This window comes from Bacillus sp. AFS098217 (assembly GCF_002551815.1).
Classification (GTDB): Bacteria; Bacillota; Bacilli; order Bacillales; family Bacillaceae_G; genus Bacillus_A.
On sequence record NZ_NVPR01000030.1, the window covers coordinates 1 to 17,638 of the forward strand.

Genomic DNA, 17,638 nt, shown 5'->3' on the forward strand with positions numbered 1-17,638 from the left:
CGTTCAGTTTTCAAAGAACTCGTTTGCCGCTCATTTGCGACTTCCTTATGTTAGCATCTTCGTTTTTCGATGTCAACCAAGTTTTTTATTTTTTTCGCTTTCTGCCGTTCCGCATCAGCGACGCTTATTAATATATCACCCTGTCATTTAAATAGCAAGTGATTTTATAAAAAAATATAAAATTATTTTATCCCCTAATCAATGACGCCATTATTCCTTATTCATTAGGATCATATCCTACTTAACAAACTTTGTTTCATCATACATCCATTCCTCTATTTGCTTCCTAATCGGTGAACAAAACCAACTCTAATTGAAACATTAAATTCAGTAGAAACTTTCTTCATCCTCACTAATCATTAGATTTTTAAGAACACCTTATCTCCTATTTAACCTCTGTACTTCTACTGAATTTTGAAACAAAAGTATTTTCTCTCATTAGTATGCGATAAAGTGAAACATTAATGAGTGGGGGTCTTCATCCCCCACTCATTATCAGCCCTCACCAATCGGGCTTTTACGGGCAGTTTATCTCCTACCTAACTTCTTTAGAAAAACGGAAGCGGCTCGCTCAGAATCGCAGGACGCCCGTGCCAAAGGCAGAGAGACGCTTTTTGCCTCGTCCGAGGGGGCGAAACGACCGGAGATTCTAGCCGCTAGAGCTGGACAATGCTTTCGCCGAATTTTGAGGTGGGAGTATTACTGCCCGCGAATAGCGGGATAAATAACATTTCCACTTCTTACTTTCCCACTATCTATTACGCCCCCATTTTTAAAACATTCTTTTCCTAAATTAGCACTTCTTCAATATTGAGATTTCTCTCAGTGATTAAAATCCCCCAAAAAGATCACAAGACACTTCTCATGCTTAAGAATATTTTTAGAATTTTTTTACATTTATTTAATGAAAAATATCCAGATTTTGTTATATAGTAACAGAGTGGACTACAAAAACAACTTAAACGGAGGAATTAATTTATGGATAGGTTAACAAAGTTCTCATTAAAAAACCGAGCCGCTATTATTATCATGGTTTTTCTCATTTCTGTACTCGGCATTTATTCTGGCTCTAAATTACCAATGGAATTTCTACCTAGTGTCGATAACCCCGCAATAACTGTTACTACATTATCTCAAGGCTTAGACGCTGAGACAATGACAAAAGAGGTAACTGAACCTCTTGAAAAACAATTTCGAAATCTAGAACATGTTGATACGATTACCTCTTCTACTTACGAAGGTTTATCGCGTATCGATATCGCATACACATCTAAAGCCAACATGAAAGATGCAGCACGCGAAGTCGAAAAGATTACTGGCAACGTGAATTTTCCAAAAGAAATTACAAAACCCGTCGTCAGCCAACTTAACACCTCTATGATTCCACTTGCACAGATTACCATTCAAAAACAGAATGGTTTTACAAAAGCTGATGAAAAACAGATTGAAAAAGAAATCATCCCACAACTTGAAAGTATCGACGGCGTTGCTAACGTCATGTATTACGGTAAATCAACATCTGAGCTATCTATCGTATTAGACCCAGATCGAATGAAAGATAAAAACGTAACATCTCAGCAAGTATTGACTGCTTTACAAGGAAAAGAAACTTCCACTCCAGCTGGACAGGTCACTGTAAACAACGAAGACCACACCCTTCGCATCATTGGAAATGTAAAAGATGTAGATGAAGTAAAGAACATTACACTCGCACCTCAAGTAAAATTACAAGATATAGCTCAAGTAGAAGCTAAACAACATCATGACGCTGTTTCACATATAAACGGCGAAGAGGGAACTGCATTAGTTATTATGAAAGAACCTAGCAAAAATGCCGTTGAAATCGGGAAAGAAATCGATAAAAAAATTAAAAATATAAGTAAAGAATATAAGGATACTTACACAATTAAGTTACTATCCTCTACTCACGAACAAGTCGAAAACGCTGTTACAAGTATGGGAAAAGAAGTAATCTTAGGAGCAATCGCTGCAACATTTATCATTTTAGTCTTTTTACGTAGTATTCGAACAACACTGATTGCTGTTGTTAGCATTCCGTTATCAATTTTACTAACACTTTTTTTACTTGATCAATCTAATGTGACGTTAAACATTTTAACTCTTGGAGGGCTAGCGGTTGCTGTTGGACGCCTTGTTGATGATAGTATTGTTGTCATTGAAAATATTTTCCGTCGTTTACAAAAAGACCACTTTTCAAAAGACATCATTCTAGATGCCACAAAAGAGGTGGCTGTCGCTATTACCTCTTCTACATTAACAACAGTCGCTGTATTTTTACCTATTGGTCTTGTATCAGGCTCAATTGGTAAATTTATGTTACCTATGGTATTAGCAGTTGTATACTCTATACTTTCTTCATTAGTTGTCGCACTAACGGTTGTTCCACTTATGGCATTTTTATTACTCAAAAAAACAAGACAACGAAGTACACAACCTTCAAGAAAATATACAGCTACTTTAAAATGGGCGCTTTCGCATAAGTTTATTATTTTATTCTCTTCTTTCTTATTATTTGCCGGATCAATTGCCGCTTATATATTACTACCAAAAGCAAATATAAAATCAGAAGACGATACGATGCTTTCAATCAATATGACATTCCCAACAAACTACGACCTTGAATCTAGAAAGCAAAAAGCCTTTGATTTTGAAAAAAAATTACTTTCTAATGATGATGTAACAGACGTTATCTTAAAAATGGGTTCAAGCGCTGAGGATGCACAGTGGGGACAAACAACTAAAAATAACCTTGCATCTCTGTTTGTACTCTTCAAAAAAGGAACTGATATCGATCAATATATCGAAAAATTAAAAAAAGAGCATACAGACTTTAAACCAGCCGAATTCGATTATATCAAAACAAGCTATTCTAATTTTGGCGGTGGAAACAGCTTGCAATTTAACGTGACAGCAAACAACGAGGCAAATTTAAAAAAAGCTGCTGATATCGTTGAAACAAAACTAAAAAGTATAGACAGTCTCTCTAAAGTAAAAACCAATATTGAAGAATCAAAAAAAGAATGGCAAATTCATATTGATCAAACGAAAGCAGAACAAGTTGGATTAACACCAGAAACAGCAGGACAACAAGTTTCATTCCTAATGAAGACATCACCGATTGGTCAACTGACAATCAACGATGAGAAAACAACTATCATGTTAGAAAATAAGAAAGAAAAGATAAGCAACAAAGAAGACATTCTTAACACAAATATCTTGTCACCTATAGCTGGACCGATTCCTTTAAAAGACATTGCAACTATTTCGGAGAAACAATTACAAACAGAGATCTTCCATAAAGACGGGAAAGAAACCATTCAAATAACTGCCGAAACAACAAATGAAGATTTAAGTAAAGTAAACACTGAAGTGAACAAAGCTATTTCAGAATTAGACCTACCAAACGGCGCGAAAGTTAAAATTGCTGGTTCAACTGAATCCATGCAAGAAGACTTTACAAATTTATTCAAAATCATGGGTATCGCAATCGGGATTGTTTATTTAATTATGGTCATTACTTTCGGGCAAGCACGCGCCCCATTTGCGATTTTATTCTCTTTACCACTCGCTGCTGTTGGCGGTATTTTAGGATTAATCATTTCAAGAACACCAGTCGATTTAAACGCACTAATCGGTGGATTAATGCTAATTGGTATCGTAGTTACAAATGCCATCGTATTAATAGAACGTGTTCAACAAAATAGAGAGTGTGGCATGACGACGCGGGAAGCTTTACTAGAAGCAGGTTCTACAAGGCTACGACCAATTATTATGACAGCTATTACAACGATAGTAGCGATGTTACCACTTTTATTCAGTCAATCACAAGCCGGCAGTATGGTGTCTAAAAGTTTAGCCGTTGTCGTAATTGGCGGTTTAGCAGTTTCAACTGTACTGACACTGGTAGTTGTTCCAGTTATGTATGAATTGTTAGATAAAATCGGTAAAAAAAGACGGTCACGCAGAAAAGTTGACTCTTTTATAGATACACCACGAACTTAACACGAAAAAAACGTTATCTTCAGAACAGAAGATAACGTTTTTTCTTTCTACTATTATATATAATGTCACAGTATCTTGCTTACTCATTCATATATATAAATCCATTTTAATTTTTCGACATCTAAATCCCTGCCATGCGAAGTAAAAGACCCTGACCGCTTCTATGCATGGCCAGATGCTCTCTCCCACCTAAAAAGAGGGGTTTTATGTCGGTTTTTTAATCGATGTATATATAGGTCATCACTTCATCTACATAATCTTCTAACGGTTGTCCAGAATCTACAATAAGATATGTAAAATCAGATGGCCTTTTACTGCCATCTAACCATTTTTTAAATCCTTCTTCAGATTCCACTTTTTCAATTTGACTTATCATTCGTTCTCGAATTTTCAACCTATTATTAATTTCTTTCATATTATCGAGATAGCATTCAACATATTTATATGTTGCTCGATGTTTCTTAGACAACATTTCCCCCTTTTCCACCATTTCTGTATAAAGGCACGGACTATCCAGTATTACACTATGCCCTAGGGATAAATGAAAATCTATTAACGCCCATTCAACATCGTAGGAAATCCCACCTGTACGATTCGTTTCAATCTGATTGGTTTCGAACGATTCCAACAAGGCCGTTTTTACAATATCATGATCAATAACAATTGCCCCTGTATTTTTTGCTATACATCTAGAAAGTGTTGATTTTCCCGAACCCGGAAAACCAGCCATTTGAAGAAAAAACATAAAAAACACCCTCCCTACTTTTCACTTCAGTATTTATATATACAACATTTCATCAGCACATTCCTTTTCTTCTCCTCCGGATCACCATACAAAGGGGCCTCCTGTTAAAAACAGGAGGCCCTTATTCCAACTTTACATTTTTAAGCTGCTTTTGCTTTTGTTGTTTTACGAGATTTCTTCGCTCCTGTAAAACGTTTATGAAGTACAGATGCAATAAAACGAGCAATAATATTGAACAGTAATACCATAATAATTAATACGGCTGCTGATTTCGTTGCAATTAATTTTGCATCTGGAATAATTCCTTCAGAATTTAATTTCCAAATATGAACAGCTAATGTTTCAGCTGGTCTAAATGGATTTAACGGATGTGCAGGACTTGAAAAATCTGCCGCAGAATTTAAAATTGGTGATGTTAAACCCGCTGTATAAATTAAAGCCGCTGCTTCACCAAATATACGTCCCGCAGCTAAAATAATCCCCGTAATAATTTGAGGCAATGATGACGGAAGAATAATCCGCACAATCGTTTGCCATTTTGTCGCCCCCAGCCCAAGACTCGCCTCTTTCACATTATGCGGAACTTCTGTGATTGCACTTTCACAAACGCGAGTTAAACCAGGTAAATTTAAGATTGTTAAAGCAAGAGCACCACCTATTACTGTGTACCCCCAACCTGTCATTGTCACAAATACTAATAAACCAAATAGCCCAACAACAATAGAAGGTAATGACGCCATCGTTTCAATACATAAACGAACAAAACTTAAAAAGCGACCTTGCTTTGCATACTCTGCTAGATAGATTCCAGCTCCTAATCCAAGAGGAATAGATATAACAAGCGTTATAACAAGCATATAAAAAGAATTGAATAATTGAGGACCAATTCCTCCTCCTGCTCTTGTATTACTTGGTTCTCCGAACAGGAAGCTAGGGTCCCAAAAACCCCAACCCTTTTGTAAAATTTCAAACACTAAGAAAACAAGTAAACTTACTACAAGCACTGCAACTGTATATAAAACACCCGTCCAAATCTTATTTACTGTCCTTGCATTCATCGTTATCGTTCACCTCTTTGACCAATCGCTCGAATTACTAAAATAAATAGGAATGAAATAACAAGTAATATCATCGCCAATGTCCATAAAGCATTGTTCCAGGCAGTCCCATTTAATGTATTCGTCATATCCATCGTTAAAATACCCGTCAATGTCGCCGTTGGACTATAGATTCCTTCAGGTAATTTAACAGTATTCCCAATTACCATTTGAACAGCTAACGCTTCACCAAAAGCTCGCGCTAACCCTAGAACTAACCCTGTTAAAATCCCTTTTTTTGCAGCTGGAACAATAACACGACTAATCGCTTGCCATTTCGTCGAACCTAAACCATATGAGGCTTCCAAATAATCGAATGGAACAGAACGAATTGCGTCAGAAGCAATACTAGCAATAGTAGGTAAAATCATAATACTTAGCACAATAATACCTGCTATTAAACTAAAACCAACTCCACCAAACGAATCACGTAACAGAGGAACTAAAATAGTAACCCCCAGCAATCCATATACAACTGAAGGAATTCCAACTAGTAATTCTAAAACAGGCTTCAACACTCTATTACCAAATTTCGGTGAAATTAAATTCATAAAGATTGCAAGAGCTAGCGCAATTGGTGCACTAATAATAACCGCACCTAACGAAACAAGTGTCGAACCTACAATAAATATTACAGCACCAAATGAACCTTGATCAGCATTTGGATTCCACTTCGTTGATGTCAGCATTTCAGAAAGCGAAATACCACTTTGCGTAAAAGATTGAATTCCTTTTCCGCAAATAAATGCAATAATTGCTAATGTAACAAGAACAATAAATATACCGCAAAATGTAACAAGTGCTCTTCCGATATACTCACTCTTTACGTAATTAATTTGTTTCTTCCCCTTCATCACAGGTCATAACCCCACTTCATATATTGAAATGAACAAGACTGGCCTCTCAGCCAGCCACATTAAATATTTTACTTATTTAGTTTAGACATTGGGATGTAACCCATATCTTCCACTTGTTTTTCAAAATCTTTACCTTTTACATAATCAATGTAAGCTTTTGTAGCTTCTTTCGCTTCCCCTTTTGTTACCATGTACTCATAAGACCAGAATGGGTATTTACCAGAAGAGATATTTTCAACTTTTGGCTCTGCACCATCAATTTTCACAGTTTGTAATGCATCTTTTTTATCGCCAACCATATAAGACATCGCAAGATAACTAATTGAACCTGGAGTAGAGTTGATCGCTTGTTCTACTGCACCATTAGAATCTTGTGTTGTACCTGTTCCATCATTAATCTTTACATCTTTCATGATTGTTTTTTCAAATGTAGCGCGTGTACCAGAAGATGCTGGACGGTTTACTACATTAATTTTCTCATCTTTACCGCCTAACTCTTTCCAGTTTGTAACTTTTCCACTGAAGATATCTTGTACTTGTTTCACAGTTAAATTGTCAACCTTCACATCTTTATTTACAACAAGTGCAAATGCGATACCCGCCACTTTATTATCTACTAATTCTTTCGCTTTCTCAGGATCTTTTATTTTATCTGCAGCTGGAACATCAGAGTTACCAATTTGAACCGCACCAGAAGCTACTTGGTTAATCCCTGTTCCACTACCGCCACCTTGTACTTGAATAGAAACTTTAGAATTATTTTCCATGAATTTTTTTCCAGCTTCTTCTGCAAGCGGTTGAAGAGCTGTAGAACCAGCCGCCGCAATTGTACCGGATAATTCTTGTTTTGCATCGTTACTACCTTTAGCAGTGTCTTTGCTATCTGTACTTTCTGATTTTCCGCACCCAACTAAAGCACCCGCAACAACTAATGCTGCTAACGAAAGTTTAATACCCTTTTTCATGACCATGTCTTGTACCCCCATTTGGATTATCACTTTTTCTTATTTCCCTACTTCTTTCGAACACAAATTCATTGTAGGACAATAATATTGTGTTAGTGTTAAGCAATTTTTAATTTTAAGTAAATAGAGAAGATAAGCCTAAAAACCCATATATCCCAACTCTTTTTATAAGAAAAACCAAAAGAATCCACGCAAAATTGCTCGTATTGTAAATTTACTTTTAATAATGTAAATGTATTGTAAATAAAATTCTTGTTTTCGCTACTTATGTTAAAAATACATTTACAAATCTCTTCATTTTTTTGAAGTTTGTAGCTTTCACTCCGCATTTATCCCACATAATTTCAGTAATATTTTTCACCTCAGCAAAATAAGTTGGAACAATTCTAAAAATAATTGAATATTTTTAAAGTACTAATTGACAACATCATCCAATGTAGTCTACTATGTTAGTAGAAAAAGTTTCCCTAGGTAAACTTTTTGAACTAAAACTAAAAATATAGAGGAGAGGTAACTTTTATGGTATCGGCTAATACCAAACCCCTTTCTACATTTCGAACAGGGGAGTTTGTACAAATCGAGAAGATACAATTAGAAGGAACTATGAAAAGACGTCTATTAGATTTAGGCTTTATTCCAGGGGCTACCATTAAAGTATTGCAAAGAAGCCCACTTGGAGATCCAATTGCATATCAAGTAAGCAATACGACTATTGCACTGCGTAGTGAAGAAAGTTCCCTTATTTTTGGGGTATTAATAGGAGATGATTTAGCATGAACAACCATCGCATTGCGCTAGCCGGAAATCCGAATACCGGGAAAAGCACATTATTTAACACATTAACAGGATTAAAACAACATACAGGGAACTGGACCGGAAAAACTGTATTAAAAGCAGAAGGGGAATATGAGCATAACGGAAGTATATATACGGTAATTGATTTACCTGGAACATACTCTCTATATTCAAACTCTGTAGATGAAGAAGTAGCACGGGATTATATTATTTTTGAAAAACCCGAGGTAACCGTAGTAGTTGTAGATGCAACTGCAATGGAAAGGAATTTAAATTTAGCATTACAAGTAATGGAAATGACTAGCGACGTTATAGTCTGTATTAACTTAATAGATGAAGCAGAAAAAAAAGGAATTGTCATCGATGAAAAGAAATTAGCAAAATCTCTTGGTGTACCTGTGGTCAAAATTTCAGCTCGAAACCGTGTCGGAATTGGACCTTTACTAAATGTAATTGCTAAAGTAGCTAACAAAAAATTAATTCCTACACCAGTTCAAATTACTTACAATGAAAAAATTGAAAATATGATTCAAGAATTAGAACCTCAAATTCATAAAGTATTCGGCGATACATATCCTGCACGCTGGATCGCCCTACGAATACTAGATGGGGATAAAAACTTTCTAGCTACACTTCAAAAACATCATAAAGAACCGCTTGTAAGGGAGGTCGTAATAAATGGAATCTCACTCAGCCAGTAAGGCTCTTCCATTAGATTACATCGTTCAACACGCACAAAGACTTACTAAAGAGGATATACGAGATGATATTGTAGGTGATATTTATCGAACTTCCGCAAGTATTTGTAAAGAAGCAGTTCAATACACAAACACCAATAAATTATATCGCTCAGAGAAGCTAGATAAAATTTTCACTTCTCCTATTTTTGGATTTCCAATTATGCTCGGAATTTTATCTATTATTTTTTATGTAACAATTGCAGGAGCTAACGTACCATCTGATATGATTGCTGAATTTTTCGGCTGGGCAGAGGGTTATTTAACATCTTGGTTCCAAGCAATGCATGCACCAGAATGGTTACACGGTATCTTAATTCTTGGCTTATTCCGTGGTACCGCAGCTGTTATTAGCGTTATGTTACCACCTATGGCTATTTTCTTCCCGATGTTTGCTTTATTAGAAAACTACGGATACTTACCACGTGTGGCATTTAACATGGATCGTCTATTCAAACGTGCTGGCGCACACGGAAAACAATCATTAACAATGGCAATGGGATTTGGGTGTAACGCTGCTGCCATTATGTCAACACGTATTATCGAATCGCCACGCGAACGTATGCTAGCGATTTTAACAAATAACTTTGTTCCATGTAACGGGCGCTGGCCTACTTTAATCTTAATGGCATCATTATTTATGGCTGCTGGATATACAGGTAGTATGCAAACACTTGCTACAGCAAGTGTTGTAGTCGGCATGGTTATAATTGGCATTATTGTTACATTAAGCGTATCTTGGGTATTATCAAAAACCGCTCTAAAAGGCGTTCCAACTCACTATACGTTAGAATTACCACCATACCGTAAACCTAAAATTTTGAATACAATTATACGTTCAACACTTGATAAGTCATTATATGTTTTAAAACGCGCAGTAATTGTAGCAGCACCAGCCGCTGTATTCACTTGGGTGTTAGCAAATATTTTTGTTGGTGACACAAGCTTACTTATGTATTTTGTAAATTTCTTAGATCCATTCGCTAAACTACTAGGTCTTGACGGATTTATTCTAGCCGCATTTATTCTTGGTTTGCCAGCCAACGAAATTGTTATCCCAATTTTATTAATGTCTTATTTATCAACTGGTGCTTTGACTGAAATAGATGATTTTAATCAAATTAAAAACTTATTCTTAGAGAATGGTTGGACTTGGTTAACTGCGTTAAACACAATGTTGTTCTCCCTTCTTCATTTCCCGTGCGGCACAACATTGGTTAACATATATAAAGAAACAAAGAGCGCGAAATGGACATTTCTATCGTTTGCAATTCCTACTGTTATCGCCATTGTTGTTACATTCCTCACATCGCAATTGGTACATTGGTTAGGGCTTGTATAAGGTGAAACTTTAATCAGTGGTACGACTTCACCTTCCACTGATTATTCCCCCATCAATCGGGCTTTTACAAACCTTTTATCCCCCCAACTTCTTTACTTTGCTAAAATTTCTCCATCTCAGGAAAATACATGCAGTGAAAAAAGCTATCNNGATAGCTTTTTTCACTGCATACTATTATTTCTCTACCACCGTAGAATTGTGTTTCACTTCAATGTTTTTAGTCACCATACTTACTACTAACATGACAATACTATTTACCCCTAATGCAACAATCCCTACATTTAAATCTTTAATATATTGAGGAAAGGATGGAAACATGCTAGCTAATGTCGAGCCGGACAATGTAATATAAGCTACGATGAATAATCCCACTACCATTCCAGCAATTGCCCCTTGTTTTGTTATAAATTGACGGTGGAATAAACTGCAAACTAATGCAGGAAACAACTGTGTAACAATACTGTACCCCATAAGAAGAAGCGCCCCAATTGTTTCCCCGCCTTTAAATGTAAAAAATACAGCAACAAGTGTAACAACAGGAACAAATAATTTAGCAGCCCTCGCAACTTGCTGGTCTGATACGGACGGCGCAAGAACCTGATAAATGTTTTTTGCAAGTAATGTGGAAGCTGCCATAACAAGCATAGACCCTGGAACTAGGGCTGTTAGCAATCCCGCACTACCGATAATACCAATAAACCACGGATCAAAGGTTTGAATAGCAAGGCGGAATAACGATAAATCTGCATCCGCTCCTTTTAATCCTGGTACTTGTAAAATAGCAGCGAAGCCAGCAAAAAATACAAAAAGCAGCACTAAAGAGTACAATGGCATAATCGCCGCATTTTTCCGAAAGACTTTTGCACTTTTTGCTGAAAAAGCTGAAGCAAATGTATGTGGCCACATATAAAACCCTAATGCTGTTAATATAATAGTAGAAACAAACCAGGAAATACTCATTCCTTCCTCAGGTAAAGCTAAAAACCCTGGTTTTGCTGCTTCTACCGCTTCAAACATCGGTTGAAGGCCTCCATAATAATGATACGGTAAATATATCCCTAGAAACATAACGATAAATAAAATCATAATGTCCTTTAATGCTGCTGTCCAAGCAGAGCCATGTATACCAGAAATCATCACATATATCGTAATCGTAATCGCACCGATCCAAACTGCCAAAACCGGTGATACTTTTCCATACGAAGCTTCTGAGACAATGATCCCTAATCCTTTTAGCTGTAACACAAGATACGGAATAATAGAAACAACGCCAATAATCGATACAATAATTCCAAGTACCTTACTACTATATTTTTTTGTAAAGAAATCCGGTTGTGAGATAAGCCCATGCTGTTTTGCATATTTCCAAACTGGTGGCAATAAAAAATAAGATAAAATATACGCTAACGCGCCGTATCCTAAAATATAAAAGGTAGGAGCACCTTTACTATACGCCCATCCGCTGCCGCCTAAAAATGTAAAAGTCGTATAAATCTCGCCTGCCATAAGAAGAAAAACAAAAATTGTGCCAAAGCCCCTCCCGCCGACAGACCATTGTTCTAAATTCATATCTTTTCCACGCTGTGCGCGAATTCCTAAAAATAAAGAAAAACACAAAAACAAAGTAATAATGATAAGTGCTGTCATTCCGTTTCCCCCTTATTCACAGGGTCTAACCAATACAGAAGTCCCATACAAAAAGATGTAATAAATACAGAAAGTAAAATCCAAAACAATAAAAATGGCATCCCAAATACATAAGGGGTAACTGAGTTTGTAAATACGGGTCCAACAACTAAACAAAGGACTGGAATAAGTGCTAGCACGTGTATTTTTTTCATCCTATTCTCCTTTTCTCATAAGCTCCAAAACAGATGTAACAAAAACTTCTACTCCAATCGGCAGGGCATCTTCATCAATCGTGAAACGAGGATGATGATGTGGATATATAATTCCTTTTTCTGTATTCCCAGCACCAATGAAGAAAAACGTACCCGGTGCCTTTTGTAAAAAGGCTGAAAAATCTTCACCTGCCATCGTAGGTTGTAACCTGCGTACTCGTTCTCTTCCATAAAGCTTTAGTGCTGCATTTTCTACAATTTGTGTGACCCATTCATCGTTTACAACAGGACGATAACCATATTCATAAGAAAAACGATACGTTGCACCATATGCTTCTGTAATATGCTTCACAATACTTTCAATCCGCTGCGCAGTTTGTCCTCGTAATTCATGCTTTAAACTTCTTACTGTACCTTCAATTTCCGCCTGCTTAGGAATTACATTATGCGTTGTACCCGCATGAAACTGCGTTACAGATAGAACAAGAGAATCTAATGGGCTCGTCAGGCGCGATACAATTTGTTGAAGCTGCGTAACTACTTGCGTTCCAATGGCAATACTATCGACTGTTTCATGAGGAATACCTGCATGTCCACCTTTTCCGTCTATTGTAATTTTAAACACATCAGGTGCTGCCATCGCTGGGCCATAAATCACACCAACTTTCCCAACTTCTAATGAAGCCCAAAGATGTGCTCCGATAATATAATCCACATTTTCCATTACTCCTGCAGCAACCATTTCCCCAGCACCACCTGGAAAATTTTCTTCAGCATGTTGAAATAGAAAACGAATTTCACCACAAATTTTTTCTCTTTGTTCTACGAGCGCATATACAGTACCAAGAAGCATTGCAATATGACCGTCGTGCCCACAAGCATGCATCACTCCTGGATTTTCCGAAACAAATTCAAATTGATTTTCTTCTTGGATCGGAAGTGCATCCATATCTGCACGAATGGCAATAACTTTTCCTGGATTTTCACCAATTAACCTTGCCATAATGCTATACTTTGTTGGTCGTGAGACTTCTAGGTGAGGAATTGTTTGAAGTATGTCATATATAAACTGAGATGTTTTTTCTTCTTGAAAAGATAACTCTGGATATCTGTGAAAATGCCTTCTCCATTCCACTAATTGTTCTTTATAAAGAATAATATCTTTGACTTTTCCCATTTATCCTCTTCCTTTCTTCACTAAGTTAAATGTTATTATAGCTCGAATCACAAATTAAATAAATAATATTCTGAATAATCAATCGTTTTGATTAGGATTTTCACTTAATATATATAAATCCGTTTTAATTTTTCGACATCTAAATCCCTGCTATGCAGAATATAAAGTAACCTACACTCGTTTGGCTCTTTCTGTTTTTACTTCGCATGTGGCAGAAAAAGGCCCTAACCGCTTCTATGCATGGCCAGATGCTCTCTCCCACCTAAAAAGAGGGGGTTTTATGTCATTTTTTTAATTGGTATATATAAAAAAAGCCATCTATAAAGATGACTTTTTATTTTTATAAAATAGTAATTGCTTGTTTCCCCATTTGTTCCCATGCCTTTTCAAACTGAGCGCGTGGCACTCCTTTACGTGGGTTATTTGCAAGCGGATCATTTATATATACAAAATTTTGATCATATCCTACTACTACCGCACTATGCTCATAATATGTAATTTTTATATCGCCCGCACTTGTATTCCATGTTTCAAAACTGTCTTCAGCTAACGGCTGAAATGTTGTATTAGCAATTACCCATACTGGCGAACCTGAACTAATTACTTTATATATATCCTCTATATTTCTTCCTGTTAAATTAATTACTTTTTCAGGAACATATTTTTCCGCAAGTTTAAAAATTGGTTGATTGTATACACCATATCCCGGCTCATCCTTTGTATAAATATTCCCTACAAATCCTTCATGAGGGTTTCCACGCAAACCATTTTCTTCAAATGGAACACGATGAATTTCACTGGCAAGTGTCATCTTGTCTACTTCGACCCCTTTATATTGCAGCAGCATCGCTAAACTTGTCACTTCACAACCTCTTGGCAATTCAGGAAGCTGCTTTATAAATGGAACATTTTCAATCATAGCTGTTTCTTTCATATCAGATAAAAAATCCAAACGGAATTCTTGCGCTGCTTTTTGAACAATTTTATTCTTCCCTACTACTATTACCCCAATAATTATAATACTGAAAATAAACATATATTTAAGTTTCTTCATCATAAATCAAGCTCCATTACACCATTATTTGTTTATCTTTACAGAACATGTCTCTTATCATTGTACCTTTCTTCTTACTAGTTTGCTAGGAAGATTATATGAATTATTATTTAGTTATATTGTTTTAAAATTCTAATTCTTTGTAATAAAAAGAAAAATAAATATACATTTTCAGAATATTTTGTTAGAATTAAAAATGTCTATTTGATGAACAGCGAATATTTCTTTTCGTCACATAGTACAAACTTAAGGGAAATTAATCATCGTTGTTCTTTTATCACGATACGNNCGTATCGTGATAAAAGAACAGACTTACAATCTGTATGTTTTCATCCCCCACCGATGATTAATTCACCAATGAAACTCAATATGTAATGAGCAGAACAAACAAGGGAAAATACGGGGTGAAGAGAATATGAATCAAACAACTACAGAGCAAACTGGCTTAAAGCGTACAATGAAAAGCAGACACCTATTTATGATTGCACTCGGTGGCGTCATTGGGACTGGATTGTTTATGGGATCAGGACAAATTGTCCACAATGCCGGACCAGGCGGAGCCATCCTTGCATTTTTAGTTGGCGGTTTCGTCATGTATTTAACAATGCTCTGTCTTGGTGAACTATCTGTTGCCATGCCGGAGGCGGGTTCATTTCAAAGTTATGCAAGCAAATTTATTTCACCAGGTTTTGGGTTCGTCGTCGGTTGGATGTATTGGCTAAACTGGGCTGTTACAGTTGGTGTAGAACTGACAACTGTTAGTATTTTGATGAAGCGTTGGTTTCCAGATGTTGCTTCATGGATTTGGTGTGTTACATTTGCAGCAATCCTTTTTCTTGTAAACGCTTTATCGACAAGAGCATTTGCGGAGACGGAATTTTGGTTTTCTAGTGTAAAAGTCACGACTATTATTGTCTTTATTATACTTGGAGGCGCTGTTATGTTTGGTTTCTTAGATTTCAACGGAAAACCAGCACCAATGCTTCATAACTTCACTGAAAATGGTGGATTATTTCCAAATGGTGTCCTAGCTGTCCTTCTCACAATGATTACTGTAAATTATTCATTCCAAGGAACCGAATTAATCGGAATTGCTTCAGGCGAAAGTGAAAATCCTGAAAAAACAATTCCAAAAGCAATCAAAAATACAATTTGGCGTACTTTATTCTTTTTCGTATTAGCAATTACTGTTGTTGTAGGCTTACTCCCATGGCAGGAGGCTAATCTTGTAGAAAGTCCATTCGTACTTGTCTTTGATACAGTGGGCATTCCATATGCAGCAGACATTATGAACTTTGTTATTATTACTGCTGTACTATCAGTAGCAAACTCAGGACTATACGCAAATTCACGTATGCTTTGGGCTATGTCGAAACAAGGTATGGCGAGTCCTGCATTTGCGAAATTAACAAAAAAGGGAGTACCTCTGAATGCTTTAATTTTCAGCTTAATCTTTGCAAGCCTTTCGCTATTAACAAGCATATTTGCAGCAGATACTGTCTTTTTAATACTATCGTCAATTGCAGCAATGGCAGCTGTTGTCGTTTGGATGTCAATTGCAGCTTCACAATTTTTCTTTCGCAAGGAATTTATAAAGAATGGTGGAAATATAAAGGATTTAAAGTATCGTACACCGCTCTATCCAATCGTTCCAATTGTTGCTTTTTCTTTAAATTTCATTACATTCGTTAGTTTAGCTTTTATACCGGATCAACGCATTGCACTTTATTGCGGGATTCCATTTATGATTATTTGCTATCTCTTGTACCAAATTAAATATAAAAAAGTTGTCACATTTGAACAGCAACGAAATGTTACACAAGAAATAAACTAAATATATAAAATATTCAACTATCTTACCTTATTAAGATAGTTTTTTTCCGTTTATTGGATATGTTGGTATAACTTTATTTATCTTAAAATTTCCACAATCACATTTTCTCTCAAAAAATAGTTTACAATGTTATCAAGTTACAAATGTTTTTCATCGTAAAAACAATGCATTTGTGTCTATTTTTTAACAATATGACAAAAACTATTGCCTTCTATAAATTAATAGGTTTATATTGTTTTATTGGCATAGTTTCAATCCAAGGAGAAAGGAGATTTTCAATCGTGCAACTGAAAAAAAAATTTTGGAAGTTGGCTTCACTTCTTCCACTGTCATTACTCTTGTTCCTCGGTGGCTGTGATAAAAAACTTGCAGTATTAAATCCGCAGGGGCCTGTTGCAAAAGCACAGTATGATTTGATTATTTGGTCATTCATACTCATGTCGTTGATTATTGCAATTGTATTCATCTTGTTTACAGTCATCTTGATTCGTTACCGTGAAAAACCAGAAAATATGGACTATGAGCCACCTGATATACACGGTAATACGCTTTTAGAGGTTATCTGGACTATTTTCCCTGTTATCATCGTGATTGCATTGTCAATCCCAACAGTAAAAACAACATTTGCATCGGAAAAGCCGCCAGAGCAAACAAAAGATATGAAACCAGTTGAAATTTACGTTACATCTGCCAACTGGAAATGGTTATTTAGTTATCCAGAGGAAAATATTGAAACCGTTAACTATTTAAATGTACCAGCTGGTACACCAATTCAATTTAAATTAACATCGGTTGGTCCAATGAATGCTTTCTGGATTCCAGAGCTTGGTGGTATGAAATACACAATGGATGGCATGATCATGGACTTATATCTACAAGCTGATAAGCCAGGTTCTTACATTGGCCGTAGCGCAAACTTCTCAGGTGAAGGATTCACTGACATGGAATTTGAGCTTGAAGCAAAAACAAAAGATAAGTATGACAAGTGGGTAAAAGAAGTAAAAGAAACAGCTAAACCACTTACAGAAGAAAAATACAATGAAATTATTAAACCTGGTGTAGTAGGGCGTATGACATTCTCTAATACACACTTAAAATATGTAGATCCAAAATCACTTGAATATTGTGATTACAACTACTACAAAAACAAAAAGTAATAACGAATATTCCA

At 36.0% G+C, this 17,638-nt stretch carries 14 protein-coding genes; 6 read left to right on the plus strand and 8 right to left on the minus strand.

Annotated elements, in window-relative coordinates; translation table 11 throughout:
• Window positions 1-978: 978 nt before the first annotated feature.
• On the plus strand, window positions 979-4,023 hold the full coding sequence (locus COO03_RS07435) for an efflux RND transporter permease subunit (RefSeq protein WP_097896423.1): 3,045 nt from the start codon (window positions 979-981) through the stop codon (window positions 4,021-4,023).
• Between the two features lie 217 nt (window positions 4,024-4,240).
• Here COO03_RS07435 and COO03_RS07440 read toward each other — a convergent pair whose 3' ends face one another.
• The 4 genes from COO03_RS07440 to COO03_RS07455 all read right to left on the minus strand — a co-directional run bounded on the left by COO03_RS07440 (window position 4,241) and on the right by COO03_RS07455 (window position 7,693).
• On the minus strand, window positions 4,241-4,768 hold the full coding sequence (locus tag COO03_RS07440) for an AAA family ATPase (RefSeq protein ID WP_097896425.1): 528 nt from the start codon (window positions 4,766-4,768) through the stop codon (window positions 4,241-4,243).
• A 140-nt stretch (window positions 4,769-4,908) separates the two neighbouring features.
• Window positions 4,909-5,826 (minus strand): phosphate ABC transporter permease PstA, encoded by a 918-nt coding sequence (pstA, locus tag COO03_RS07445; RefSeq protein WP_097896427.1) that lies wholly within the window; start codon window positions 5,824-5,826, stop codon window positions 4,909-4,911.
• 2 nt (window positions 5,827-5,828) lie between these two features.
• Window positions 5,829-6,719: a phosphate ABC transporter permease subunit PstC gene (gene pstC / locus COO03_RS07450; protein WP_141523263.1), complete on the minus strand. Its 891-nt coding sequence runs from the start codon at window positions 6,717-6,719 to the stop codon at window positions 5,829-5,831.
• A gap of 71 nt (window positions 6,720-6,790) precedes the next feature.
• On the minus strand, window positions 6,791-7,693 hold the full coding sequence (locus COO03_RS07455; protein WP_141523262.1) for a phosphate ABC transporter substrate-binding protein PstS family protein: 903 nt from the start codon (window positions 7,691-7,693) through the stop codon (window positions 6,791-6,793).
• Between the two features lie 513 nt (window positions 7,694-8,206).
• Between COO03_RS07455 and COO03_RS07460 the strand changes: the two genes are divergently transcribed.
• Genes COO03_RS07460 through COO03_RS07470 form a run of 3 tightly spaced genes read left to right on the plus strand, consistent with a single transcriptional unit; the run spans window position 8,207 to window position 10,561 of the window.
• The gene (locus tag COO03_RS07460; RefSeq protein ID WP_097896432.1) at window positions 8,207-8,464 is read left to right on the plus strand and encodes a FeoA family protein; all 258 of its coding nucleotides are present in this window, start codon (window positions 8,207-8,209) and stop codon (window positions 8,462-8,464) included.
• Entirely contained in the window at window positions 8,461-9,183 is a 723-nt protein-coding gene (locus COO03_RS07465) for a FeoB small GTPase domain-containing protein (RefSeq protein WP_097896434.1), read from the plus strand. Before COO03_RS07460 ends, COO03_RS07465 begins: the two co-directional genes overlap by 4 nt.
• Window positions 9,161-10,561, plus strand: a complete 1,401-nt coding sequence (locus COO03_RS07470; protein ID WP_097896436.1) for a nucleoside recognition domain-containing protein — start codon at window positions 9,161-9,163, stop codon at window positions 10,559-10,561. Before COO03_RS07465 ends, COO03_RS07470 begins: the two co-directional genes overlap by 23 nt.
• A gap of 174 nt (window positions 10,562-10,735) precedes the next feature.
• On the opposite strand, the gene COO03_RS07475 is transcribed toward COO03_RS07470, so the two are convergent.
• The 4 genes from COO03_RS07475 to COO03_RS07490 all read right to left on the minus strand — a co-directional run bounded on the left by COO03_RS07475 (window position 10,736) and on the right by COO03_RS07490 (window position 14,633).
• A complete protein-coding gene (locus COO03_RS07475) occupies window positions 10,736-12,208 on the minus strand; it encodes a sodium:solute symporter family protein (protein ID WP_097896437.1) in 1,473 nt (490 codons plus the stop codon).
• A complete protein-coding gene (locus COO03_RS07480) occupies window positions 12,205-12,402 on the minus strand; it encodes a DUF3311 domain-containing protein (protein WP_097896439.1) in 198 nt (65 codons plus the stop codon). Before COO03_RS07480 ends, COO03_RS07475 begins: the two co-directional genes overlap by 4 nt.
• Window position 12,403: 1 nt before the next feature.
• Complete coding sequence (locus COO03_RS07485) at window positions 12,404-13,579, minus strand: M20 family metallopeptidase (RefSeq protein ID WP_097896441.1); 1,176 nt, start codon at window positions 13,577-13,579, stop codon at window positions 12,404-12,406.
• Between the two features lie 340 nt (window positions 13,580-13,919).
• Entirely contained in the window at window positions 13,920-14,633 is a 714-nt protein-coding gene (locus tag COO03_RS07490) for a C39 family peptidase (protein WP_097896540.1), read from the minus strand.
• 415 nt (window positions 14,634-15,048) lie between these two features.
• Here COO03_RS07490 and COO03_RS07495 point away from each other — a divergent pair, with 415 nt between their 5' ends.
• Both COO03_RS07495 and qoxA read left to right on the plus strand, forming a co-directional pair.
• Window positions 15,049-16,467, plus strand: coding sequence for an amino acid permease (locus COO03_RS07495; RefSeq protein ID WP_097896443.1), 1,419 nt, complete (start codon window positions 15,049-15,051; stop codon window positions 16,465-16,467).
• A 281-nt stretch (window positions 16,468-16,748) separates the two neighbouring features.
• The gene (qoxA, locus tag COO03_RS07500) at window positions 16,749-17,624 is read left to right on the plus strand and encodes a cytochrome aa3 quinol oxidase subunit II (RefSeq protein WP_097896445.1); all 876 of its coding nucleotides are present in this window, start codon (window positions 16,749-16,751) and stop codon (window positions 17,622-17,624) included.
• The last annotated feature ends 14 nt before the right edge of the window (window positions 17,625-17,638 follow it).